This window comes from Bradyrhizobium forestalis (assembly GCF_002795245.1).
Lineage (GTDB): Bacteria > Pseudomonadota > Alphaproteobacteria > Rhizobiales > Xanthobacteraceae > Bradyrhizobium > Bradyrhizobium forestalis.
This window is the reverse complement of sequence record NZ_PGVG01000007.1, coordinates 208,742-231,930: the sequence shown is the minus strand read 5'-3', so window position 1 is coordinate 231,930 and position 23,189 is coordinate 208,742. Positions and strand designations below refer to the sequence as shown.

Below are 23,189 nucleotides of genomic sequence, written 5' to 3'. Positions count from 1 at the left end.
AGTTCGTCGACGAGAACGCGCTTCGAAGTTTGGCATGGATGCTAACGTGAACGTGCGCAAGTGGCTTGCAACACGCTCCTGGACTAAAGCGCTCATGGCGAGCCGAGCAGCGCATCGCGCTGCAGGTCCGTGTTCTGAGACGCGCATGCGCCCGGGACCAGGCGCTTAGCTTAGGGGCTACTACAAGATTCGGTAGCTGGCTAAAGCCAACGTTAGGCTCCAGGATTCGGTCGCCGTCCCCGCCGATCATCATTGACGAACAGAAGTGAACGCAAGCGCACGTGAAGCCGGTGACCGTAGCGCGTGCGGGCACTTCCGCCCTTCCATCGCTTAGAGAGTGAAGTGCCACCGTGTCCGAACAACCCCTGCCGATGCTGCCGATGTGGCGCATCGATCACATTGAGCCATCGCCCGAGATGTTGGCGCTACGCGCCAACGGTCCGATCCACCGCGTGCGTTTCCCGTCCGGGCACGAAGGCTGGTGGGTGACAGGCTACGACGAGGCCAAGGTGGCGCTGTCCGATGCGGCGTTCCGGCCGACGGGAATGCCGCCGACGGCGTTCACCCACCGACGTGACCATCGCGGGCGTGCATATTCCCGCGGAGAGCAAGGTGCTGGTCGGCCTGCCGGCTACGTCGTTCGATCCGCGGAATTTCGACGAGCCGGAAATCTTCGACATAGGACGCCAGGAAAAACCGCACCTGGCGTTCTCCCACGGGCCGCACTCCTGCATCGGCGGGGAGCTGGCCAGGCTGGAACTCAAGGCGGTGTTCGGTTCGATCTTCCAGCGCTTTCCCGCGCTGCGCTTGGCCGTCGCGCCCGAACAATTGAAGTTGCGCAAGGAGATCATCACTGGCGGGTTCGATGAGTTCCCGGTTTTCTGGTGATGTGCGGACGCGGCTGGGGGACGCGATCGTGTTTGCCGGCGCACCTCTCGTGCACCGGTCAGATCAGCCAGCCAACAGGTAACGAAGATGGACGTGCAAGAAACCACGGCAGCATGCCGGGACGCCTTCGCCGAACTGGCGTCGCCGGCGTGGATCCACGACCCGTATCCGTTCATGCGGTGGTTGCGCGAGCACGACCCGGTGCATCGCGCGGCGTCGGGCCTCTTTCTGTTGAGTCGACACGCCGACATCTACTGGGCTCTCAAGGCCACGGGCGATGCGTTTCGGGGACCGGCGCCAGGCGAACTGGCGCGCTATTTTCCGCATGCGGCGACCAGCCTGTCGCTCAATCTGCTGGCCTCCACGCTAGCGATGAAGGACCCACCGACGCATACGCGTCTGCGCCGGCTGATCTCGCGCGATTTCACCATGGGCCAGATCGACAACCTGCGGCCGAGCATCGCGCGCATTGTCGAAGCGCGGCTGGACGGCATGGCGCCCGCGCTGGAGCGCGGGGAGGCCGTGGACCTGCATCGGGAATTCGCGCTGGCCTTGCCAATACTGGTCTTCGCCGAACTGTTTGGCATGCCCCAGGACGACATGTTCGGGCTCGCCGCCGGCATCGGCGCCATTCTGGAAGGCCTGAGCCCGCACACCAGCGATCCCCGGCTCGCCGCGGCGGACGCGGCCAGTGCCAGAGTGAAGGCCTACTTCGGCGGTCTCATACGGCGCAAGCGCACCGATCCCAGCCACGACATCGTGTCGATGCTGGTCGGCGCACACGACGACGATGCCGACACGCTGTCAGATGCGGAGTTGATCAGCATGTTGTGGGGCATGCTGCTGGGTGGCTTCGCCACGACTGCTGCGACCATCGACCATGCGGTCCTGGCGATGCTGGCCTATCCCGAACAGCGGCACTGGCTGCAGGGAGACGCCATGGGGGTGAAGGCATTCGTCGAAGAAGTCCTGCGCTGCGACGCGCCGGCAATGTTCAGCTCCATTCCGCGTATCGCCCAGCGCGACATCGAATTAGGCGGCGTGGTGATCCCGAAGAACGCGGACGTGCGCGTGCTGATCGCGTCTGGCAATCGCGACCCTGACGCCTTCGCCGATCCCGACCGCTTCGATCCCGAGCGGTTCTACGGCACCAGTCCCGGCATGTCGACCGACGGGAAGATCATGCTGAGCTTCGGCCACGGCATCCACTTCTGCCTCGGTGCGCAACTGGCCCGGGTGCAGTTGGCCGAAAGTTTGCCGCGGATTCAGGCGCGCTTCCCCACGCTGGCATTGGCCGAGCTGCCCACCCGGGAGCCCTCCGCGTTCCTTAGGACGTTCCGCGCGCTGCCGGTGCGGCTGCGTGCGCAGGGGGCTGAGATGCGCGTGGTGGTCGACCAAGATCTGTGCGGGACCAGCGGACAGTGCGTGCTGACGCTACCGGGTACTTTTCGCCAGCGCGAACCGGACGGCGTCGCCGAAGTGTGCGGGGCGACAATCCCGCAGGCGCTGCACGTCGCCGTGCGGCTCGCAGCCAGCCAGTGCCCGGTCGCCGCCATTCGCGTCATCAGAAGCGAAGCTGGCGGTGACGAGCGCGCCAGCGCCGACAGTGCGCCTTCTCCGGCGGAGGCGGAGCGGCATGCCGCGCGAGATCAACGCAATCCAGGAGGACACCATGGGACGGTTTGAAGGCAAGGTAGCCGTGGTGACCGGCGCCGGCGCCGGGATCGGCAAGGCATGCGCCCTCGCCATCGCGCGCGAGGGCGGCAGAGTGGTGGTCGCCGACATCGATGGCTCGGCGGCCTCGGCGTGCACCGCGCAAATCGCGGCCGAGGCGGGTCGCGCGCTCGCCCTGGCCATCGACATCGCCGAGGCGCAGGCTGTGGCAGCGCTGTTCGATACGGCGGAGCGGCACTTCAGTGCGGTCGATCTCCTGGTGAACAACGCGGGCGCCATGCATCTGACTCCGCGCGACCGCGCGATCCTCGACCTGGACCTGGCGGTCTGGGATGAGACCATGGCAACCAATCTGCGCGGCACATTGCTCTGCTGCCGGCAGGCCATCCCAGGGATGATCGCCCGCGGCGGTGGCGCGATCGTCAACATGTCGTCTTGCCAGGGGCTCAGCGGTGACATTGCGCTGACGTCCTACGCCGCATCGAAGGCGGCGATGAACATGCTATCGGCCTCGCTCGCCACCCAGTACGGTCATGCGCAGATCCGCTGCAACGCGGTTGCGCCGGGTCTCATCATGACCGAGCGTCTCCTGGCCAAGCTCGACGAGTGCATGCAACGGCATCTGCGCCGGCACCAGCTCCTGCCGCGCGTCGGCCGCCCCGAGGACGTGGCCGCGCTGGTGGCGTTCCTGCTCTCCGACGATGCTGCGTTCATCACCGGACAAGTGGTGTGCATCGACGGCGGCATGCTGGCGCATGTGCCGACGTACGCCGACGGTGGGAACAGCCGCGCCGCGCGGCATTCCGGCGAGACCGCCGAAGCGGCTGCGTCGCCGCGCTGCTGATGGACATGCTGCTCAACCCGCTGAACCGCCGAGATCGGCTGCGGCACGACATCCCGGTCGTGCCCGGCGCTTTCCCCTTGGTCGGGCATCTTCCCGCCATCGTCTGCGACCTGCCGCGCCTGCTGCGGCGCGCGGAACGGACGCTGGGCAGCCACTTCTGGCTGGACTTCGGCCCTGCCGGACACATGGTGACCTGTCTGGATCCGGATGCGATCGCACTGCTCCGGCACAAGGACGTGTCCTCGGCGCTGATCGAAGATATCGCGCCCGAATTGTTTGGCGGAACGTTGGTCGCCCAGGACGGCGGCGCGCACCGGCAGGCGCGCGGTGCGATCCAGGCGGCGTTCCTGCCCAAGGGGCTGACCCAGGCCGGCGTCGGCGAGCTGTTCGCGCCCGTCATCCGGGCGCGGGTGCAGAGGTGGCGCGACCGCGGCGACGTAACCATCCTGCGCGAAACCGGCGATCTGATGCTCAAGCTCATCTTCAGCCTCATGGGAATCCCCGCGGAGGACCTGCCGGAATGGCGTCGCAAGTACCGGCAACTGCTGCAGTTGATCGTCGCGCCCCCGGTCGACCTGCCCGGACTGCCCTTGCGGCGCGGTCGCGCCGCCCGCGACTGGATCGATGCGCGGTTGCGCGAGTTCGTTCGCGACGCGCGCGAACATGCCGCGCGCACCGGGTTGATCAACGACATGGTGAGCGCCTTCGATCGCAGCGACGATGCGCTCTCCGATGAGGTCCTCGTCGCCAATATCCGCTTGCTGCTGCTTGGTGGTCACGACACCACCGCCTCAACGATGGCCTGGATGGTGATCGAGCTGGCGCGGCAGCCTGGGCTGTGGGACGCTCTGGTCGAGGAGGCGCAACGCGTGGGCGCGGTGCCGACGCGGCACGCCGACTTGGCGGAGTGTCCGGTCGCCGAGGCGCTGTTCCGCGAGACGCTGCGCATGCATCCGCCGACGCCGCTCCTGGTGCGTCGCGCAGTGCGTGAATTGCGACTCGGCCAACGGCGCATTCCCGCGGGCACCGATCTGTGCATCCCGCTGCTGCATTTCTCGACCTCGGCGCTGCTGCACGAGGCGCCTCATCAGTTTCGCCTGGCGCGGTGGCTGGAACGCACCGAGCCGATCCGGCCGGCGGACATGCTGCAGTTCGGTACCGGTCCACACGTCTGCATCGGTTACCACCTGGCATGTCTGGAACTGGTGCAGTTCTGCATCGCCTTGGCACTGACGATGCACAAGGGCGGGGCGCGGCCGCGGTTGCTGAGCGGCGTCGAAAAAGGCCGGCGCTATTACCCGACCGCACATCCGTCCATGACTATGCGCATCGGATTCTCATGAGCTGGCATTACATGCCCCTGTGGCGAGGCAGTGGCGTCGGCGACGCGCGGCATTGCTGCACGCGGCGCGCGCACGGTGCGACGCAGACAACACTGCGGCGGCTCGCCTGTCAGGGGCAAGGACATGGACAACATGCAGACCGGTTCTACGCCACACGATGACAGAGCTGGTAATTCCGCGCTCGGCAGATTGGGCGCGCAGGCGGGCGGCGCATCCGGCAGGCCGCTGCCCGAGATCTGGATGCATGAGGGCGCAAACCGGGTCGAACAGGTGCTGGCGCGTCTTCTCTGCGCCGAACATGACGGTGAGACCGAGCTGATGGCGGCGATGCGGTACGCCACCTTGCAGGGCGGGAAGCGCACCCGCGCCTTGCTCTGTCTGGCTGCCGGCACGCTGGCCGACGCGCCGGCGCACATGCTCGATGACGTCGGCGCCGCCATCGAGATGATGCACGCCAGCACCCTGGTCCATGACGATCTGCCCGCGATGGACGACGACGTGCTTCGCCGCGGCCTTCCGACCGTGCACGTCAAGTTCGGCGAAGCTACTGCGATCCTGGTCGGCGATGCGCTGCAGGCGCACGCCTTCCTCACTCTTGCGAGCCTGGATGCGCCTGGCAACAACAGTATCGCGCTCGTGCGCGAACTGGCGCGGGCGGTGTCAGCCCACGGTGCCGCAGGCGGGCAGGCCATGGATCTGTCTCTGGTGGGAAAGCACGTCGAGCTGGACAGGATCGTGACGATGCACCGGATGAAGAGCGGAGCGCTAGTGCGCGCGTCCGTTCGCATGGGCGCCCTATGCGCTCTCGCGGAGAATGCCGCGCACGCAGCGCTGTACTGTGCGCTCGATCACTACAGCGCCTGTTTCGGCCTGGCGTTGCAGGTGATCGACGACATTCTCGACGTGACAGCGGATACCGCGACGCTGGGCAAGACACCCGGCAAGGACGCGGCGGCGCAGAAGCCGACCTGCGCGTCGATCATGGGACTTCAGGCAGCACGCCAGTTCGCGCTGGATCTGTTGCGCGATGCCGGGGAGGCCATCGCGCCGCTGGGGCCGCGTGCGGCACGATTGGCGCAACTCCTACAGCGGGCCAATGGGTATCTATTCAAGTACGCGCCATGCACATGAGCGCGCCCGTCCGCATGGAGACGCCCCCTTTGCCGCTGCAATCGACCGGCGACAGAGGTACATGCTGCACTTTGTCCGAGTCGCGGTGCCGATCGCAGCGGTTGCCCGCCCCGGCGCACGCGGCGCCCCGCGCGCAAGCCTACGCGGTGGACCGGCGCCAGCATCGGGGACCTCGCCGCGCCGGAGCAGGGCGTCCGTCCAGCGCTGCCTATGCGACGAGCTTGCGGCCACATGCGCAGCGTCTGTCCGATCCCGGTTCTCATCAAGCGCCTGCATAAGGAAAATCAGCGTGAACGCGCTCTCCGAACAGATCCTTTCCGAATTGCGCGGCCTGCTGAGCGAAATGAGCGATGGCGGCAGCGTCGGTCCGTCTGTCTACGACACGGCGCGGGCGCTGCGCTTCCACGGCAACGTCACCGGACGGCAGGACGCTTACGCGTGGCTCATCGCGCAGCAACAGGCCGACGGCGGATGGGGAAGCGCAGACTTCCCGCTGTTCCGGCATGCGCCCACCTGGGCAGCGTTACTGGCATTGCAGCGTGCCGATCCTCTTCCCGGTGCTGCCGACGCAGTCCAGGCTGCAACCCGGTTCCTCCAGGTCCAGCCCGATCCCTACGCGCATGCGGTGCCGGAAGACGCGCCGATCGGCGCGGAGCTGATCCTGCCGCAGTTTTGCGGTGAGGCCGCATCCTTGCTGGGTGGCGTAGCGTTTCCGCGCCATCCAGCGCTGTTGCCGTTGCGGCAAGCGCGCCTGGACAAGCTGGGGGCGGTGGCGATGTTGCCGAGCGGTCATCCGTTGCTGCACTCCTGGGAAGCCTGGGGGACGTCGCCGATGACCGCATGCCCGGATGACGAGGGCAGCATCGGCATCAGTCCGGCGGCCACCACCGCGTGGCGTGCGCACGCCGTGACTCGGGGAAGCACGCCGGAGGTCGGGCGCGCCGATGCGTATCTCCAGATGGCATCGCGGGCGACGCGCAGCGGCATCGAAGGCGTCTTTCCGAACGTGTGGCCGATCAATGTATTCGAGCCATGCTGGTCGCTGTACACCCTGTATCTGGCCGGGCTGTTCGCGCATCCCGCGCTCGCCGAGCCGGTCCGCGTGATTGTCGCGCAGCTCGCCGTCCGCCTGAGCGTGCGCGGTCTGGGCCCGGCCTTGCATTTCGCGGCTGATGCGGACGACACCGCCGTTGCGTTATGCGTCCTGCACCTTGCAGGCCGCGACGCGGCGGTCGATACGTTGCGCCATTTTGAAATCGGCGAGCTTTTCGTCACCTTCCCCGGCGAGCGCAATCCCTCGGTGTCGACCAACATCCACGCCCTGCATGCGTTGCGACTGTTGGGAAAGCCCGCCGCCCGCACCAGCGCCTACGTCGAGGCCAATCGCAACCCGCACGGTCTATGGGACAACGAAAAATGGCACGTTTCGTGGCTGTATCCCACCGCGCATGCGGTCGCTGCGCTGGCGCAAGGCGAGCCCCAGTGGCGGGACGAGCGCGCGCTGGCGGCGCTGCTGCAGGCGCAGCGCGGCGACGGCGGCTGGGGCGCCGGTCGCGCGTCCACCTTCGAGGAAACCGCCTATGCGTTGTTCGCGTTACGCGTGATGGACGAGAGCGAAGAGACCACAGGGCGCCGGCGCATCGCGCAGGTGGTGGCGCGTGCGCTGGAGTGGATGCTCGCCCGCCATGCGGCGCATGCATTGCCGAAAACGCCGTTGTGGATCGGCAAGGAACTGTATTGCCCCACTCGGGTCGTGCGCGTGGCCGAACTCGCCGGGTTGTGGCTGGCGCTTCGTTGGGGCGCCGCGTCGTAACGAGCGAGCAGGAGCGGCGCCATGATCCAACCAGAACGCGCGCTGCATCAGGTGCTGGAGTGGGGGCGTTCCCTGACCGGCTTCGCTGACGAGCATGCCGTGGAAGCGGTCAACGGCGGCCAGTACATTCTGCAGCGTATCCGCCCGAGCCTGCGCGACATCAGCGTCCGCACCGGTCGCGATCCGCAGGACGAAACACTGATCTTGGCGTTCTATCGCGAACTGGCGCTGCTGTTCTGGCTCGACGATTGTAACGACCTTGGCCTGATCTTGCCGGAGCAGCTCGCCGCGGTGGAGCAGGCGCTGGGGCAGGGCGAGCCGTGCGCGCTCCCCGGATTCGAGGGCTGCGCTGTGCTGCGAGCTTCGCTGGCTGCGCTCGCCTACGACCGTCGCGACTACGCTCAGCTTCTCGAGGATACCCGGCGCTACTGCGCGGCGCTGCGCGCCGGACACGCGCAGACGGCAGGGCCGGAACGCTGGTCCTACGCCGAGTACCTGCACAACGGCATCGATTCGATAGCCTACGCGAACGTGTTCTGTTGCCTGTCGTTGCTGTGGGGGCTGGACATGGCAACCTTGCGCGCGCGTCCGGCGTTTCGCCAGGTCCTGCGGCTCATCTCCGCGATAGGACGCCTGCAGAACGATCTGCACGGACGGGACGTGGACAGGTCGGCCGGCGAGGCCGACAACGCGGCGATCCTGCTGCTGCAGTGCTATCCAGCTATGCCTGCGGTGGAGTTCCTCAACGACGAGCTGGCCGGCTATACGCGCATGCTGCACCGGGTGATGGCTGAAGAGCGCTTTCCGGCGCCGTGGGGATCGTTGATCGAGGCCATGGTGGCCATCTGCGCGCGGTACTACCAGACCTCGGCGAGCCGGTACCGCAGCGACTCTGCGGGGGGAGGCCAGCGTTCGCCGGCCTGAACGCGCGGGGGGCGGCGGCGTGCGCGCGCTGCCGCGGTCCGGTCCGACGCAACGCCGTCGCCCGAGGCAACGGACGGAGCGAGCAGGAGCAACACCGCTCTGAGCCGGCGCAAGGACGACCATTTGGACATCGTGCTGGATCGGCGACACGATTCGCCGTGTGACCTTTGCCTTCGGAGGTCAACAGTCGGTCGAGGCGCGAGGCACCGGGTGCTTTCCGGATAAGCCAATGGACGTGATCTCTGCTTGATGACGACGAACATGCGCTACCATCGATCTTTCGCGAGTTCAGCCGCTTTGCCCGGATACCGAGGTTCGCCAAACCTTCAAAGTACGTCTCCGGGACTATAGAGTTCAGCGCGTTGCAGACCTGACAGATTGCCTCGTGCGTAAAATTGGACCGTATTTTGTTTGGCTGGTGGGGCCCGATACCAATCGCACGATTTTGCACGCCACACGATCTTCTGCCATCGCCTACTCCCGATGGTAGCACCTCGGATAATGGGCGCGAATGGGACGATTGCGAGCATGTATGGAGGCCCGTTTGCTTTTGGCGCCGACTTCTATGCGTTGAAGACGCGACCATCGCAGCTCGAGGGCGGTGATGCTCGGCTTGACTTCGGTCTTAGTGCGAGGAACCTGCGGTCTTGCCAGCGAGTTGCGCCACGAGCCAATCTGCAAAGGCTCGTACCGCAGATCTCTGTCGGCTGGCGCGGGGGTAGATCAGACGATGGCCGACGTAGCGGATATCGTTGGCGCGTCCTGCCAGTGGCGCAACTAATCGCCCGCTCGCCAGTTCGCGTTCGGCCAGAAGCGTTGATTCCAACGCTACTCCCAATCCCTCCGCGGCTGTCGCGATCGCGAGAAAGCTGCGATCGAACCTCATGCCGTGGAGTGCAGGGGCCTCCAATCCGTTGGCGGTGAACCATTGGTGCCACTGAACCTGCTTCACGTCGGAGCGGATCAACGTGCGATCGAGGAGATCGGCGGGCTTCCTGATCGATTTTGCAAGGGCAGGCGAGCAGAGCGGAGTGACCGTCTCCTCCGGGAGAGGAACCACCTCGACGCCCTCGGCGCGCGGCGGACCGTAGACGATGTCGATATCAAAATCATCGTTGCTGAAGCGCGCGTAGTCCGTACTCGCAGCCAGGCGGACTTCGAGCTTCGGATAAGCGGCGAGAAACTGTGCAAGCCGCGGCGCCAGCCATTGCGCGGCAAAGCTTGGCGCGGAGTGGACGCGCACCAATTGCGGTCCGCGCGCAGCGACTTCCTCGAGGCCACGGCGAAGCTGATCGAAGGCCGCTCCCGTGTGGCGCATCAGATTTTCGCCAGCCGGCGTGAGCCGTACGGACCGCGCACTGCGCTCGAACAGGACGGTGCAAAGCGTGTCCTCCAGCTTGCGGATGGCATGACTGACGGCACTCGGCGTCAGGTGAAGCTCATTCGCCGCATCGCGAAATGATCCCGTGCGAGCGGCGGCTTCAAAGGCGCGAATTGCCGATATCGGGACATTCGACAGCATTCCATAAGTGAACCAGATTCATCGATCCGTGACAACTGCGCGTTTGTCTGTTGCGCCTCCGCGGTTCATTCCTGGCCTTGCCAAGTAAAAACAATTTGCGGGAGGAACTGATGCTGCTCAGCGGTAAGACGGCCATCATTTCGGGCGCGGCATCGCCGCGCGGCATCGGGCTTGCCACCGCACGGCGGTTTGCCGCCGAGGGCGCTCGGGTCGCCATTCTCGACATTGACGCGAGCGCGGCGGGGGACGCCGCGGCATCGCTTGGCAAGTCCCACATTGGGCTGCGATGCGATGTCGCCGACAAATCATCCTGCCAGCAGGCCGTCGCTCGCGTTATCGAATCCTTCGGAAGCATCGATATTCTCATCAACAACGCCGGCATCACCCAGCCGGTGAAGCTCCTGGAAATTACGGCGGCGGATTGGGATCGCATCCAAGACGTTAATCTGAAAGGGGTTCTGTTCCTCTCCCAGGCCGTGATCCCGCACATGCGCGCACGGAAGTCCGGATCGATCGCATGCATGTCGTCGGTCTCGGCTCAGCGGGGCGGCGGCATTTTTGGCGGTCCGCATTATTCGGCGGCGAAGGCCGGCGTACTGGGTCTCGCCAAGGCGATGGCCCGCGAGTTCGGCCCGGATGGCATCCGCGTCAACTGCGTCACGCCCGGCCTGATCGGCACCGATATCACCGCCGGCAAGTTGACCGACGAGATGAGGGCGAAGATCCTGGAAGGCATTCCGCTCAATCGTCTCGGCACGGCAGACGACGTTGCCGGCATCTACACCTTCCTGGCGTCGGATCTCTCCGCCTACGTGACCGGTGCCGTGATCGACGTCAACGGAGGCATGCTCATCCACTGAGCAGGCGAGATAGGATCCAGATCGATGGAAACGCTGACCAACACGCCCAAGCTGGCGGATCGCGCCTACAACATTCGCCGCAATGCGCTGCGCATGGGCGAGGTTCAGGGCCAGGGCTATATCGCACAGGCGCTGGACATCTCCGACGTGCTCGCCGTGGCCTATTTTCACACGATGCGCTACCGCCCGGAAGATCCGTCATGGGAGGAGCGCGACCGTTTCCTGCTCTCCAATGGTCACTATGCCATTGCTCTCTACGCGGCTTTGATCGAGGCGGGGATCGTCCCCGAGGAAGAACTCGAAACCTATGGCAGCGACGAGAGCCGCCTGCCGATGTCGGGCATGGCCTCCTACACGCCCGGAATGGAAATGTCGGGCGGCTCGCTCGGGCTTGGGCTCAGCATCGCCGTCGGCATGGGCCTGGGGCTGAAGCGCAAGAAATCCGAGGCGCGGGTGTACACGTTGTTCTCCGACGGCGAGCTCGACGAGGGCTCGGTCTGGGAAGCCATCCAGTCGGCGGGCCATTACAAGCTCGACAATCTGATCGGCATCGTCGACGTCAACAATCAGCAGGCGGACGGTCCTTCGACGCAGGTGATGGCGTTCGAGCCGCTAGCCGAGAAGCTTCAGGCTTTCGGCTGGTTCGTGCAGCGGATCGACGGCAACGATCTCGATGCTGTGGTTGCCGCGTTCGATGCCGCCAAGTCTCATCCTGCGCCGAAGCCTCGGATGATTATCGCCGACACGCTGATGGGCAAGGGCGTTCCCTTCCTGGAGCAGCGCGAGAAGAACCATTTCATCCGCGTCGAGCAGCACGAATGGCAGCTCGCGCTTGCCGCGCTGGAAGCCGGGAGGCAGGCATGAAGACCGTCAGATCAGCGCCCCAGCCGGGCATGCCGCGCCTGACCACTTCAGCCATGATCGCCTCGATCGCGGCCGGGGGACAGAAAACGAAGCCAGCGCCCTTTGGCCATGCGCTGGTCGAGCTCGCGCGCAGCCGTCCCGATGTGGTCGGCATGACGGCCGATCTCGGCAAATACACCGATCTACACATCTTCGCCAAGGAATTTCCGGACCGCTATTACCAGATGGGCATGGCGGAGCAGCTTCTGTTCGGCGCCGCCTCGGGCCTTGCTGCCGAAGGTTTCATGCCGTTCGCGACCACTTACGCCGTGTTCGCATCCCGCCGTGCCTACGATTTCATACATCAGACGATTGCGGAGGAAGACCGCAACGTGAAGATCGTGTGCGCATTGCCCGGCCTGACCTCGGGCTATGGCCCGAGCCATCAGGCCGCGGAGGATCTCGCGCTCTTCCGCGCCATGCCGAACATGACTGTCATCGACCCATGCGACGCCCACGAAATCGAGCAGCTGGTGCCTGCGATCGCAGCGCATCAGGGGCCCGTTTACATGCGCCTTCTTCGTGGCCAGGTACCGGTGGTGCTGGACGAGTACGACTACAAGTTCGAGTTGGGCAAAGCCAAGCTGATCCGCGACGGGAAGGACGTTCTAATCATCTCATCCGGCATCATGACCATGCGTGCGCTCGAGGCCTTGCAAACTCTGAAGAACGACCGCGTCGATGCTGCGGTGCTGCATGTTCCGACCATCAAACCGCTCGACGCCGAGACGATACTGCGTGAAGCTGGCAAGTCAGGCCGCCTGGTCGTCGTGGCCGAAAACCACACCACAATCGGCGGCCTTGGCGAGGCCATAGCCGCACTTCTGATGCGTTCAGGCGTTCATCCGTCTTTCCGCCAGATTGCATTGCCGGACGAGTTTCTTGACGCCGGCGCACTTCCGACACTGCACGACCGCTACGGGATTTCCACCGCAGAGGTCGCAAGGCAGATCACGCTGTGGCTCTAGCGCACCGGCACTAAAGCGCCAATCAGGCCAAGCCCGACTGAAGAGTTACGTCCGCTGCATTTTGCGGCAGGCGAGCGATGGCTCTTGCCTGAACGCGGCTGTCGAAGAGGAAAGCTGAAACTGAGCGGGCCCGCCTGATCGAAACCTTCCAGTCGCGCCGCACCTTGTCGACAAGCTCCCGCTTGCGGCCAGGCTTCAGAGCTTTTTTGAGAGCACATCCTGAAGCATGGCCTTGTCGAGCGCCAGGTCGGCAACGATCCGCTTGAGCTTGGCTTTCTCCTCCTCGAGCTGGCGCCGTGAGGAAGGGCGAACGCGCTAGTAGTGCGAGCGCCTTGCGCTCACAGTTTTGGACTTCGGCGAACTCGATCTCGATCGGTTGGTCTGTCGAGCAGCGGTGTGTTCGGAAGCACGGATTTTCCTGGTTACTTGCTTTGCAATTGCCCGTGCCAAAGCATCACGAGTCTCGAAGCGAACTATTCCACGGCGCGCGCGAGCTCTCTCGGAAAATGCTATGGTCTGTACTACGTTCCCATCGGTTGAGAGCAGCACATAATCCAGAAAGGAGTTGTTATGCTCGGTCAACCTCACAGCGGCTATCCAACCACGAGGCAAGCGTGCCTCACGCCGAATGGTCCAATATGGAGCTCGATTTTTCTTAGTACAGCAGCGCGCCGCTCGAATTGAGATGCTGCCTGATCCATTCACGCGCAAGCAATCCGTTAAGCCAGGGGTGCTAGATCCTCCCGCCTTTTTGATTGCCACAGCGATTTCGGAGGCAAGTTTAGCCCTTTCCTCGGCCCAAAGCGGCCGCGAGTCAATGTACTCGTAGTTCCGTTTAGGCGTGTAGCCTATCAGCCGATACACGTTCCTGATGCTACCAAAGTGCGTTCGATACGTGGAGGCGCAGGGAAGGCCGCTCGTCCCTTCTATGATAGCGGGGCTCAGGCGTCCTTCCTTGAACAACGTTCGGCGCAATCGCGCAAGCATCTCCTCTCTTGTGATATCGACGCGTCGCTCCTGAATGATCTTGTTGGCCTTTATGAATACTTCACGATCGATGATCGGCTCGATGCAGCCCTCGCTCGTAATCCAAAGCTCCGGCGGATTGTCGGTGCTGCAGGTCCGCCGCAGTTTGCGCGATCGGCGGTTAAACGTCAGGTTTCCGATGTAATTTTCGTTCCGAAGAACCCTGTTAACTGCTGCGCGCTTCCATCGCGTTCCTGTGCTCGTGGGTATGGCTTTCCGATTTAGCTCTCTGGCGATCGCGGCTTCGGACTTCCCCTCAAGGAATCGTTCGAAGATCCATCTCACTATGGCAATTTGTTCGGGAATGCCAGGCCGAAGCCGGATGTGATCAGTGGTGACGTACTTCCGATCACCGTCTTTCAGCACGCCTCTTGACTGCTGGCTCGAATCGACGAGCTCCCGTAAGAGAGCATAGCCGGGACGTCCTCCGAGCTTGAATCCAAGTTGTGCGAATCGGCATTGCCCAGCGTGAACCTTTGCCGAAAGCTCACGACTGTACTCCGCAGCCATGGCACGTTTGATGTTCTTGACAATGCTGGAAAGCATGCTGCCATCATTATCAAACTGCTCGGCGCAATAGGCTAGCTTGATGCCCGCTTGCTTGCAGACAAACTCGTAATGCGCGCTCTCATCAAGGTCTTGAAAGCGGCCCCATCGGCTTACATCATAGACCAACACGTGGCCAAAATCGGCTTCTCCGCTTTGGACATCATCGATGAGCTGGATGAGGCCGGCCCTATTCTTGATGAGTAGACCGCTCTCACCCTCGTCGCGATAAGTTCGAACGATCGTGAGATCGTGAGCATGAGCGTATGCCGCGATCACAGCCGCTTGATTCTGGATCGAATATTGCTGCCGGTCTGTCGACATACGGAGATATTGGGCCGCTCGTGCGCCAATGTGTGGATTAAGCAACTGAGTCTTGTGGACGGCGGGCAAGTTGGCCATCGATCGTTCCTCCGAATGTCGCTCGCAGAAGTAGATCAAAACCCATGCATGAGGTCTGTGGCAATAGCTATCAGCTCGTTGCTGGTGAGCTTTACAATACAGAATGACTTTGATCATCAAGCGCCCGACAGGGTAAACAAGAGAGCCGCCGACGGGGTTTGGCTGGACCGTAGCTGGCGATGCCGACGATGAAAGGTCTCATGTCGGAGCGGGAATACTATGGCAGTGGACGGTTCCGCACCGTGTCCGTGCTGCTGCGGGATCGCCGCCCCGGTCCGTGCAGCTTGCCGGCGCGCACGAGGGCCGGCGCTCCGCCTTGACGCTGTTTCGCAATTGCGGTCAACGCGCCGGCGCGAAGGAAGACGGCCTGCCCGCGCTGAGCTTTCCCAGCAATCTCGCCAACACACCGATCGAGGTCATCGAATCCCAGGCCCCCGATCCGGATCGTGGGCCGCGCGTTGCGGCGAGGCACAGGTGGAGCAGGCAAGACGCGCGGTGGCGACGGGCAGGTTTTCGAGCTCGACCTCCTGGCATGAGCCGGTGGCGATGTCGTTCATGTCCGATCGCCTGCGCACCGCCTCCGCTTGGCCACGATTTACACACCAAATTGCTGTTCTCTCCGATGCACCGCGCTGGATGGTAGCGTCCGACCTCTATTGTAGGATGTTTGCAACGTCATTCATTGGATTTCCGATGAGCGTAAGGTACGCCTTCTCCTCGCTTTCGAGACTTTTCAGGCGCCTGTTACGAAGATGAGGAGGCCTTCAATCGCTGCAAACCTTGGAAGACAGACCCAATCTGAGCCTGCGTCCGACGAAGGCGCAGCGCCATGTTGGGCTCCCCTGCCGCGCTCACCCTCTTAGGGCTTTCGCGGTTCTACGCTGCCGGATGCTGCGGCGGTCCTGCGAAGCAGGATGCGTCCGCCTGCTGCGCCGCCGATGAGGGTGCGAAGCAAGCCGGCGCGGTGGGTTGCGGATGTTCATGGTCGGCCAGGCGAGAAGATGGCGGTCGGACTGTTGTCCTGAACGAGCGGTCGTTGATTGCCGCGATGTACCTCGGGCAGATCGGTAATCTCCTGCCGCACGTCACGCTCTAGGCCAATCTCGCCCAACATCTTATGCCGGCCTTGGGGGGTGAGCGAGGGCGGCCTGATGGCGAGTGGCTATGCGTTCGGCTACATGCTCACCGTCCCGGTGTTAACGACGCTCGCCGACAGGATCGACGCACGCCTCGTCCTGTTCTGTGGATTGATCGTTAGCGGCCTCGCGACGATCGCATTCGGCTTGTTGGCTAATGGTTTCTGGTCGGGCACCGTGATCTGGGCTTTGGCGGGTCTCGGTTTCGCCGGCGCGTACATGCCGGGCCTCAAGGCTCTCACCGATCGGCTGCCGGCCGGCGACACGTCGCACGCGGTCACGCTCTATACATCGAGCTTTTCGCTGGGGGGCCTTTTCCTGGTTTCCTAGGTGGTCGCAGACGCCTTGGGCTGGCGCTGGGCATTCGTGCTCACGGGCGCGGGGCCGGTCGTAAAGGTGCTCGCATGTCTGCTGATGGACGCGCGCCATCCGGAACCCAAGCACTGGCATCTTTTAAATTTCAAGCCTGTCTTCACGAATCCCGAGGCGCTCGGTTACATCCTCGGCTATGGCGTTAGCTCCGCTTCTCGGTTCGAACGTGAACGCGCCAGCATGGATCCTAGTGTCCTGAACCAGAAGTTCGCAACCCCGCCGTTGGCGTTTTCTGGGGCGTTGTATCGGCAGAGGAGCTCGATTGAAGCTAGGGTGTCATCGGCGGACTTGGTCCATCGGAATGGTTCAGGATTTGTGTTGTGCCTTTCGATGAATGAAGCGATGTCCGCCCTAAGGGCGGCGACACTCCGATAAACGCCTCGCCTGATCTTCTTGTCGGTCAGGAGCGCGAAGAAGCGCTCGACCTGATTGAGCCATGACGAACTGGTCGGGGTCAGGTGCACATGCCATCGCGGCCTTTTAGCCAGCCATCGCCGGATCAGCGGGGTCTTGTGCGTAGCGTAGTTGTCCATGACGAGATGGACGTCGAGCCCGTGCGGCACGGCAGCCTCGATCTCGTCGAGGAACTTGCGGAATTCGGCGGCACGATGGCGTCCGTAACACTTGCCGATAACCCGTCCGGTCGCGATGTCGAGGGCCGCAAACAGCGAGGTGGTGCCATGCCTTTTGTAGTCATGGCTCCTTCGGGCCGGCTGGCCGGGACGCATCGGCAACATCGGCTGGCTGCGGTCCAGAGCTTGTATTTGAGACTTTTCGTCCACGCACAGAACGATGGCGTGCTGCGGCGGCGAGACGTAAAGGCCGACAACGTCGCGGACCTTGGCCACAAAGTTCGGATCGGTCGAGAGCTTGAACGTCTCCATCCGATGCGGCTGGAGCCCGAAGGCCCGCCAGATGCGTTCCACCGTCGACACCGACAGGCCGCTGGCCTTGCCATGCCGCGGGAGCTCCAATGGGTGGCGTTCTCGGGGCAGTTCTCCAGCGTTCGCACGATCACGGCTTCGACCCGGGCATCGTCAACGTGCGCGGAGCCCCGGAACGCGGCTCGTCGTGAAGCCCAGCCACGCGCCGCTCTACAAAACGGCGCCGCCACTTGCCTACCGTCCCCCGCTCCAGGCCCATCTCGGCCGCCACTTTCTTGTTCTGTCCTCCCTCGGCACAGGTCAGCACGATCCGCGCTCTCAGAGCAAGCGCCTGCGCCGTCTTCCGCCGCTTCGTCAGCGACGTCAGTTCGGCACGCTCATCATCGCTCAATATCAGGGGCGCAAGTCGCTGGACCGACATCAAATCCTCCGTCGTTGTTCCAGCAACCATCTCTGGCACAACCACGCGAATCTAATGCAATTTTACGATTGCGAACTTGTGACTCAGGACACTAGTCATCTGGAATGCAAGTTCGTCACATAAAAGAGCGCTGGGACCTGGGCTCACTGCTTCGAACTCTACGGCATCCGGACCTGGCTCGTCGGATTTTGGACCTTGGTGATCGGGCATCAGGGCACCCCCTCATGGTTGTCGCCTGTCCTTGTGAGCTTCGTCTTCGCGGTCCTCTCCCTGCCCGCCAGCATTCTGGGAAATGAAGTCGCGATGAAGTTCGGTCGTCACCGCGCGATCACGATCGCGATGATTCTCTCGGCATACTGCGCTGGCTTCCAGGCTCAAGAACTGCTTCATGCGAAGGATTGGATGAGATATCGTAAGTTTGGCTGGTGTGGGGAAAGGCGGTAGCGCTCCCCCGCTACCAATCTTGACCCCAAGCTCCCATTTGATAGATTGGTAGACCTCAGCCGATCCTGATGCATGGCGCCGGCGCGCCGCTTGTGCTGTCTGCAAGCACGCGCCGTAACGGTGGGGGAGTGCGGCGACATGATCAAAGGTCTGCCAAGCGAAGTTGAAGTCATCACGCTGTTCGTTGATGACATCGCGGCTTCGAAGGCGTTCTACGCCAAGGTTTTCGCATCCGAGATAGTCTGGGAGGATGCCGTCTCATCTGTCTTAAGATTCGGCGGCCTCCTGATCAATCTTCTCGACGTCTCTCAGGCGCCTCCGCTTGTCGCGCCGTTGCCGGTTGGGCCGTCTTCCGCAGGGGCCCGCGCGCTGTTGACGATCAGGGTCGCTGACGTCGATGAGGTGTGCTTCGCCCTTCGGGGGATCGGTGTCGATCTGCTCAATGGCCCGATCGACCGTCCATGGGGACGGCGAACCGCATCTTTCGCCGATCCTTCAGGTCATGTTTGGGAGATCGCTCAGCTGATCGGACCGACGTAGGTCGTAGGACGGGTAGAGCACTTGCGAAACCCGTCATACCTCGTCCGCGGATAGACCCTTGATGGGTTTCGCTTCGCTCTCCCCATCCTACCTACGTACTACGGACTGAAAAAAGCTCTCTTCCTCATTGAAATTCCCACCTAAGGGACCGGATTGCCGAGGATTGCCGCTTGTCCCGTCGGGCAAAACACCCTCCACCCCGTCAACCCCTCTCCGCAAAAATATTCCACTTTGCCGAAATTCGGAAATCGCGTATGTCTCGCCCATCCCGGCTCAGTCTTGAGGGGCGATCATGTGGTCGTCATTGTCGCGAGCTGGGCTTGCGGTGGACGCGGCAGCGTCGTGTGCGAGATGTCAAGGGCAGGGCGGATTGCTCTCCGTGAGCCCAAAGGCTTCGTGCGGACGAGCGGCGCTGCTAGGCTTCGTCTCGTCTGTAAGTTTCCGGCTTTGTCGACAGGGTCGGGAAAACTGCGGCGAAATGGCGGGCCGTGCGTACGGCAAAACCGTGTGGTCCTGGCCGTCGTTGCTACGGCTAAGCGCTTGCGGAGGCGGCAGTCGCGTCAACCGGCGCGGGTGCCGGTGAATTTCGTGAGGGCGAGGGAGGCCAGAACGAACTCGGCTCCCGGGAGAGCACGGCATAAGCCGTCCGACCATCGCGCAGGGAAGGCCGAGTGATTGGCACCACCTGTATGCTGCTGTGCGGTTCTTTTGCGCTACCTTTCGCGCAGCGGACCGCGGGTGCGAGGTCAGCACCCGGTCTTCCCTGCGCCCTCTTGGACAAGAGGGCGGCGAGATCAAGCAAAGCTCGGGCGAAACAGGCCGCGAGAACGCGAAGCTGCGCAACGCCGGTCCACAACCATGCTACCCAACTGCGGTGCGATCGGCCGGCACTGCGAGGTTGCGCATTCCGGACCGATCGGCATCGCATGCAGGCTCAGCTGCAGCTCAGCGGCAACGGCTGGCCGGGATGAAACGCGTACCAGTCATAGCAATCCGGATAGGCGCCGTAGAATCCATATCCGGACCGGAAGCGGCCGAAGTGGTGAAACGCGTGCTGGCGGAGGCCGCCGGCATGGCCACCGAAGCCGAGGTGCTCGCCACCGAACCGGGCACCGCCGCCGAATCCGCCGGCATGTCCCATGCCGCCGAAATGCGCGCCGCCGCCAAAGCCCATATGGCCGCCACCGCCGAAATGGCCACCACCAAAGCCGCCATGGCCACCGCCACCGCCGCCATGCGCCTCGGCCGTTCCGACAGCCAGTGTGGAAGCAAGCGCCGCTGTCGCCAGAATCATCAATGCTCGTTTCATGAGGGACTCCTTTCGTGTCCGGATGCGCGGCGGCCGATGCGTTCGCTTGCGCTTCGTGCCGTCGGCAAGCCCTATCGTGAAGACAGATAGGAAGCCCGCGCGTCACTCCCACTGAATTCGATGTCAGGCGGGGCCCTGCTTATCGGCGAGATGATCCGGCCGCTCACCGGCGCGCGTCACTAAACGCAAGCGGGCCCGAACATCGGGCCCGCGTGAATCATCGAATTGCGGCGGCCGGGCGAGGCGCTCGCCTGGCCGGCCGCGATGTCGCCGCGATCAGAAGCTGCCGGTGCCCGGCTCGCAGGGAACGTTGTTGCCGGTCCACGGCGCCGTCGCGAATGCGCCGACACGCGGGGCCGGAACGCAGGCGCGCTCGCCCTGATAGGCGAGTCCCTCCGATGCGACCGGATCGGCCTGCATGGCGGACGGATGCGTGACCGCATGGCTGGTGCGCGCCATGGCGGGTCCCCCGAGCATGGCGACAGCGATCAGTCCGCTCGACAACAGCTTGAGAGTGGTCATTGGGATTCTCCTTGTGTGACAGCAGGCAGTCCACGCCGGCCTGCGAAGGAGGTGCGTATGGTCGCGCGCGAACCAAACGCACGAATTGCTCACCCGCCTTCAACGGCCCGTGATCCCGGCGTTGCCGGCAAGCACGATCGTGCAATCCAGCAACGTTCGCGGTGCCAGGCGCGTAACAACGGGCTCGCGAAGGACATATCTCTAAGAGCGTCCTGCTGCATGGAGATGAGAGATGATCGCGGCGACAGCACATCCGATCGCGCTCGCGCCGCCGGCGGTGGCCGCGCGTCCGGTCTCCCTGACATGCTATTTAATGGTGCTCGGTCCCGCGCGGGACTATCTGCATGACGAGCCGGCGGCGCGTCGTATGACGGTGCGGCCCCGCATGTTCGGCCCGGAGGGGCATTGAACATGTCGTCGCGGACCAGCGAGCCCATGCCTCGCCGCCGGCCTCAACGTCTCGCAGCACGTGGGACCAGCACAATGACGCGGATTCTCCTGATCGAGGACGACACCGAGACTGCCGACGCGATCGTGTCGGAGCTCACCGAGCACGGCTTCGAGGTGCGATGGGCGCCCGACGGCATCGGCGGTCTCGACCGCGCGCGCGAATCCTCGCCCGATGCCCTGATCGTCGATCGCATGCTGCCCGGAATGGATGGGCTCACCGTCATCGAGGCCTTGCGCAAGGATCAGGTCAGGACGCCGGTGTTGGTGCTGAGCGCGCTCGGCGCCGTCGATGACCGGGTGCGCGGCTTGCGCGTCGGCGGAGACGACTATCTCACCAAGCCGTTCGCGCTGGTCGAGCTCGTCGCGCGGATCGAGGCGCTGCTGCGCCGTCCGATCGACAACCGTGAGACCACGCTGCATGCCGGGCCGCTGGAGCTCGACCTGATCGAGCGGACCGCCCGGCGCGGCGAGCGCGAGATCGACCTGCTGCCGCGCGAATTCCGTCTGCTCGAATACATGATGCGGCGGAGCGATCAGCTGCTGACGCGGGCGATGCTGCTCGAGGAGGTCTGGAACTACAAATTCGTCCCGGCGACCACCAATCTCATCGACGTGCACATGGGCCGTCTTCGCCACAAGGTCGACGGTCCCGGTGAAACGCAGCTCATCCACAACGTTCGCGGCTCAGGATTCATCCTCCGCGTTCGCTGACAGGTCCGGCGGATCATGCGCCAGATTGAGTTCATCCGTTCGAACACGTTCCTCTGGGCCGCAGCGGTTGCCGCCGCGCTGGCGCTGTTCGTCGCCGCCCTGTTCGCCTTCATCTATTGGAAGATCGATGATTACCTGATCATGCGGTCCGATCGCATGATCGCAACGCAGCTCAACTTCCTGGCCCAGCTGCCGCCCGGCCGTCTCACCGACGCGATTTCCGATCATCTCAAGCAGGATTCCAGGGGCGTGCAATATGCCGGCCTGTTCGATGCCGCAGGCGCGCGGCTTGCCGGCAACATCGAACGGTTGCCGCCGCATCTCGATCTCGGCGGGCCGGTCCGGAGCATGCGGCTCGCCCGGGTCGGGTCGCCGCCGGTTCGCGATGCCGTCGTCAAGGCCGCGGGCCGGCAACTCGGCAACGGCCGCATTCTCGTGATGGGGCGGAATGTCGATGAGACGCGCGAGATCTCCAGCGTCGTCGGGCAGGCCTTGCTGCTCGGCCTGCTGCCGGCATTCTGCTTCTGCCTGCTGGCCGGGGCCTGGCTCAGCATCCGTGCCGAGAGACGCGTCGAGCAGGTGAACCGGCACGTTCAGCGCATCGTGGCCGGCGATCTCCGTGAGCGGCTGCCGCAGACCAATGCGGACGATCCGTTGGCGCGACTGGCCAGGATCGTCAACGGCATGCTCGACGAGATGGAGACGACGATCAACGCGCTGGCCGGCGTCGGCAACGACATCGCCCACGATCTCAGGACGCCGCTCACGCGGGTCCGCCTGGCGCTGGAGCGCGGCCGCACACACGCAGCCACGCTGGAGAACCTTCAGGACGTCGTGGACAAGTCCATCGCCGGCATCGACCAGTCGCTCGCGATCATTACCGCGCTGCTGCGCCTGGCCGAAATCGAGAGCAGCAGCCGCACGGCCGGCTTCGGTGACGTCGCGCTCGACGAGATCCTGCGGCAGGTGTGCGACGTCTATGAACCGATCGCCGAAGACAAGGACATCGCGCTTCGCGTCGCCATCGACCGCAAGGCGGAGGTGCGGGGCGACCCGGACCTGCTGTTCGAGGCGATCGCCAACCTGGTCGACAACGCCGTCAAGTTCACGCCGCGCGGCGGAAGGGTGACGCTCGAGCTGGCGTCGGACGACAAGACCGTGCGCGTCGGCGTGAGCGATACCGGCCCCGGCATCGGCGAGGGGGAGCGCGAGGCGGTGCTGCGGCGGTTCTATCGCTCCGACAAGATGCGCAACACGCCGGGCGTGGGGCTGGGACTGAGCCTCGTCGCCGCCATCGTCAAGCTGCACGGCTTCCGCCTGACCATTTGTTCGGCGCCCGGCGGACGGGTGGAGATCCTCGCCGCGGCGGGAGCGACATCACGCGGGGCCGCGGCATCCGACCTCGCTCGCTCGCGTCACGCCAGCCTCGCGCCGATGTGACCGCGAGGGGCGCGCGCGATACGTGCGAAGCGGAAATCACGTCGAGATATCTGAAAGCGAATTCAGGCTTGTTAAGTCCAATTTACTGGCGCCGTCAGTCGGAGGCCTCTTACGCT

General features: G+C 64.0%; 19 protein-coding genes and 5 pseudogenes. 17 read left to right on the top strand and 7 right to left on the bottom strand.

The window, feature by feature from the left end; translation table 11 throughout:
- Positions 1-350 precede the first annotated feature (350 nt).
- From CVM73_RS11610 to CVM73_RS11580, 8 genes and pseudogenes are all read left to right on the top strand, one after another.
- Positions 351-888 (top strand): annotated as a pseudogene (locus tag CVM73_RS11610) (cytochrome P450).
- An 87-nt stretch (positions 889-975) separates the two neighbouring features.
- Positions 976-2,259 (top strand): annotated as a pseudogene (locus tag CVM73_RS40885) (cytochrome P450); the annotation flags it as partial.
- Positions 2,260-2,265: 6 nt separating this feature from the next.
- The gene (locus CVM73_RS40880; RefSeq protein ID WP_167406786.1) at positions 2,266-2,574 is read left to right on the top strand and encodes a ferredoxin; all 309 of its coding nucleotides are present in this window, start codon (positions 2,266-2,268) and stop codon (positions 2,572-2,574) included.
- Entirely contained in the window at positions 2,561-3,406 is an 846-nt protein-coding gene (locus tag CVM73_RS11600; RefSeq protein WP_100232163.1) for an SDR family oxidoreductase, read from the top strand. The genes CVM73_RS40880 and CVM73_RS11600 overlap by 14 nt, the downstream gene beginning before the upstream one ends.
- Positions 3,406-4,749, top strand: coding sequence for a cytochrome P450 (locus tag CVM73_RS11595; RefSeq protein WP_100232121.1), 1,344 nt, complete (start codon positions 3,406-3,408; stop codon positions 4,747-4,749). Before CVM73_RS11600 ends, CVM73_RS11595 begins: the two co-directional genes overlap by 1 nt.
- A 132-nt stretch (positions 4,750-4,881) precedes the next feature.
- On the top strand, positions 4,882-5,880 hold the full coding sequence (locus tag CVM73_RS11590) for a polyprenyl synthetase family protein (protein WP_167406787.1): 999 nt from the start codon (positions 4,882-4,884) through the stop codon (positions 5,878-5,880).
- Positions 5,881-6,169: 289 nt separating this feature from the next.
- Positions 6,170-7,693 (top strand): hypothetical protein, encoded by a 1,524-nt coding sequence (locus CVM73_RS11585; protein WP_100232119.1) that lies wholly within the window; start codon positions 6,170-6,172, stop codon positions 7,691-7,693.
- Positions 7,694-7,714: 21 nt separating this feature from the next.
- Positions 7,715-8,617, top strand: a complete 903-nt coding sequence (locus CVM73_RS11580) for a terpene synthase family protein (RefSeq protein ID WP_100232118.1) — start codon at positions 7,715-7,717, stop codon at positions 8,615-8,617.
- Positions 8,618-9,242: 625 nt separating this feature from the next.
- Here CVM73_RS11580 and CVM73_RS11570 read toward each other — a convergent pair.
- Positions 9,243-10,139 (bottom strand): LysR substrate-binding domain-containing protein, encoded by an 897-nt coding sequence (locus tag CVM73_RS11570; protein ID WP_100232117.1) that lies wholly within the window; start codon positions 10,137-10,139, stop codon positions 9,243-9,245.
- A gap of 110 nt (positions 10,140-10,249) precedes the next feature.
- Between CVM73_RS11570 and CVM73_RS11565 the strand changes: the two genes are divergently transcribed.
- The 3 genes from CVM73_RS11565 to CVM73_RS11555 are packed head-to-tail and all read left to right on the top strand — an operon-like array spanning position 10,250 to position 12,870.
- Positions 10,250-10,999: an SDR family NAD(P)-dependent oxidoreductase gene (locus CVM73_RS11565; protein ID WP_100232116.1), complete on the top strand. Its 750-nt coding sequence runs from the start codon at positions 10,250-10,252 to the stop codon at positions 10,997-10,999.
- A 24-nt stretch (positions 11,000-11,023) separates the two neighbouring features.
- Complete coding sequence (locus CVM73_RS11560; protein WP_100232115.1) at positions 11,024-11,863, top strand: transketolase; 840 nt, start codon at positions 11,024-11,026, stop codon at positions 11,861-11,863.
- Positions 11,860-12,870, top strand: a complete 1,011-nt coding sequence (locus tag CVM73_RS11555) for a transketolase family protein (RefSeq protein ID WP_208639191.1) — start codon at positions 11,860-11,862, stop codon at positions 12,868-12,870. The genes CVM73_RS11560 and CVM73_RS11555 overlap by 4 nt, the downstream gene beginning before the upstream one ends.
- 127 nt (positions 12,871-12,997) lie before the next feature.
- On the opposite strand, the pseudogene CVM73_RS11550 reads toward CVM73_RS11555, so the two are convergent.
- The 3 genes and pseudogenes from CVM73_RS11550 to CVM73_RS40875 form a co-directional block, all read right to left on the bottom strand.
- Positions 12,998-13,164, bottom strand: a pseudogene (locus CVM73_RS11550) (IS3 family transposase); the annotation flags it as partial.
- Between the two features lie 21 nt (positions 13,165-13,185).
- A complete protein-coding gene (locus tag CVM73_RS11545) occupies positions 13,186-14,844 on the bottom strand; it encodes a recombinase family protein (RefSeq protein ID WP_100232113.1) in 1,659 nt (552 codons plus the stop codon).
- A 416-nt stretch (positions 14,845-15,260) separates the two neighbouring features.
- A complete protein-coding gene (locus tag CVM73_RS40875; protein ID WP_245452282.1) occupies positions 15,261-15,401 on the bottom strand; it encodes a hypothetical protein in 141 nt (46 codons plus the stop codon).
- Positions 15,402-15,995: 594 nt separating this feature from the next.
- On the opposite strand from CVM73_RS40875, the gene CVM73_RS40870 reads away from it, so the two are divergent.
- On the top strand, positions 15,996-16,310 hold the full coding sequence (locus tag CVM73_RS40870; RefSeq protein WP_245452281.1) for an MFS transporter: 315 nt from the start codon (positions 15,996-15,998) through the stop codon (positions 16,308-16,310).
- Positions 16,311-16,600: 290 nt separating this feature from the next.
- Here the strand turns inward: CVM73_RS40870 and CVM73_RS11535 are convergent.
- A pseudogene (locus CVM73_RS11535) lies at positions 16,601-17,657 on the bottom strand (IS630 family transposase); the annotation flags it as partial.
- Positions 17,658-17,789: 132 nt separating this feature from the next.
- Here CVM73_RS11535 and CVM73_RS40865 point away from each other — a divergent pair.
- Positions 17,790-18,020 (top strand): annotated as a pseudogene (locus CVM73_RS40865) (MFS transporter); the annotation flags it as partial.
- A gap of 219 nt (positions 18,021-18,239) precedes the next feature.
- Positions 18,240-18,641, top strand: a complete 402-nt coding sequence (locus CVM73_RS11525; RefSeq protein ID WP_100232162.1) for a VOC family protein — start codon at positions 18,240-18,242, stop codon at positions 18,639-18,641.
- A 934-nt stretch (positions 18,642-19,575) separates the two neighbouring features.
- Here the strand turns inward: CVM73_RS11525 and CVM73_RS11515 are convergent.
- Positions 19,576-19,950 carry a hypothetical protein gene (locus CVM73_RS11515; protein ID WP_100232112.1) on the bottom strand — a complete coding sequence of 125 codons (375 nt, stop codon included), beginning with the start codon at positions 19,948-19,950 and terminating at the stop codon, positions 19,576-19,578.
- Between the two features lie 276 nt (positions 19,951-20,226).
- Positions 20,227-20,472 carry a hypothetical protein gene (locus tag CVM73_RS11510; protein ID WP_100232111.1) on the bottom strand — a complete coding sequence of 82 codons (246 nt, stop codon included), beginning with the start codon at positions 20,470-20,472 and terminating at the stop codon, positions 20,227-20,229.
- A gap of 232 nt (positions 20,473-20,704) precedes the next feature.
- On the opposite strand from CVM73_RS11510, the gene CVM73_RS39710 reads away from it, so the two are divergent.
- The 3 genes from CVM73_RS39710 to CVM73_RS11500 all read left to right on the top strand — a co-directional run bounded on the left by CVM73_RS39710 (position 20,705) and on the right by CVM73_RS11500 (position 23,073).
- Positions 20,705-20,881, top strand: a complete 177-nt coding sequence (locus CVM73_RS39710) for a hypothetical protein (protein ID WP_158237566.1) — start codon at positions 20,705-20,707, stop codon at positions 20,879-20,881.
- 74 nt (positions 20,882-20,955) lie between these two features.
- On the top strand, positions 20,956-21,633 hold the full coding sequence (locus CVM73_RS11505) for a response regulator transcription factor (protein ID WP_100232110.1): 678 nt from the start codon (positions 20,956-20,958) through the stop codon (positions 21,631-21,633).
- A 15-nt stretch (positions 21,634-21,648) separates the two neighbouring features.
- Positions 21,649-23,073: a sensor histidine kinase gene (locus CVM73_RS11500; RefSeq protein WP_100232109.1), complete on the top strand. Its 1,425-nt coding sequence runs from the start codon at positions 21,649-21,651 to the stop codon at positions 23,071-23,073.
- Positions 23,074-23,189: the final 116 nt, after the last annotated feature.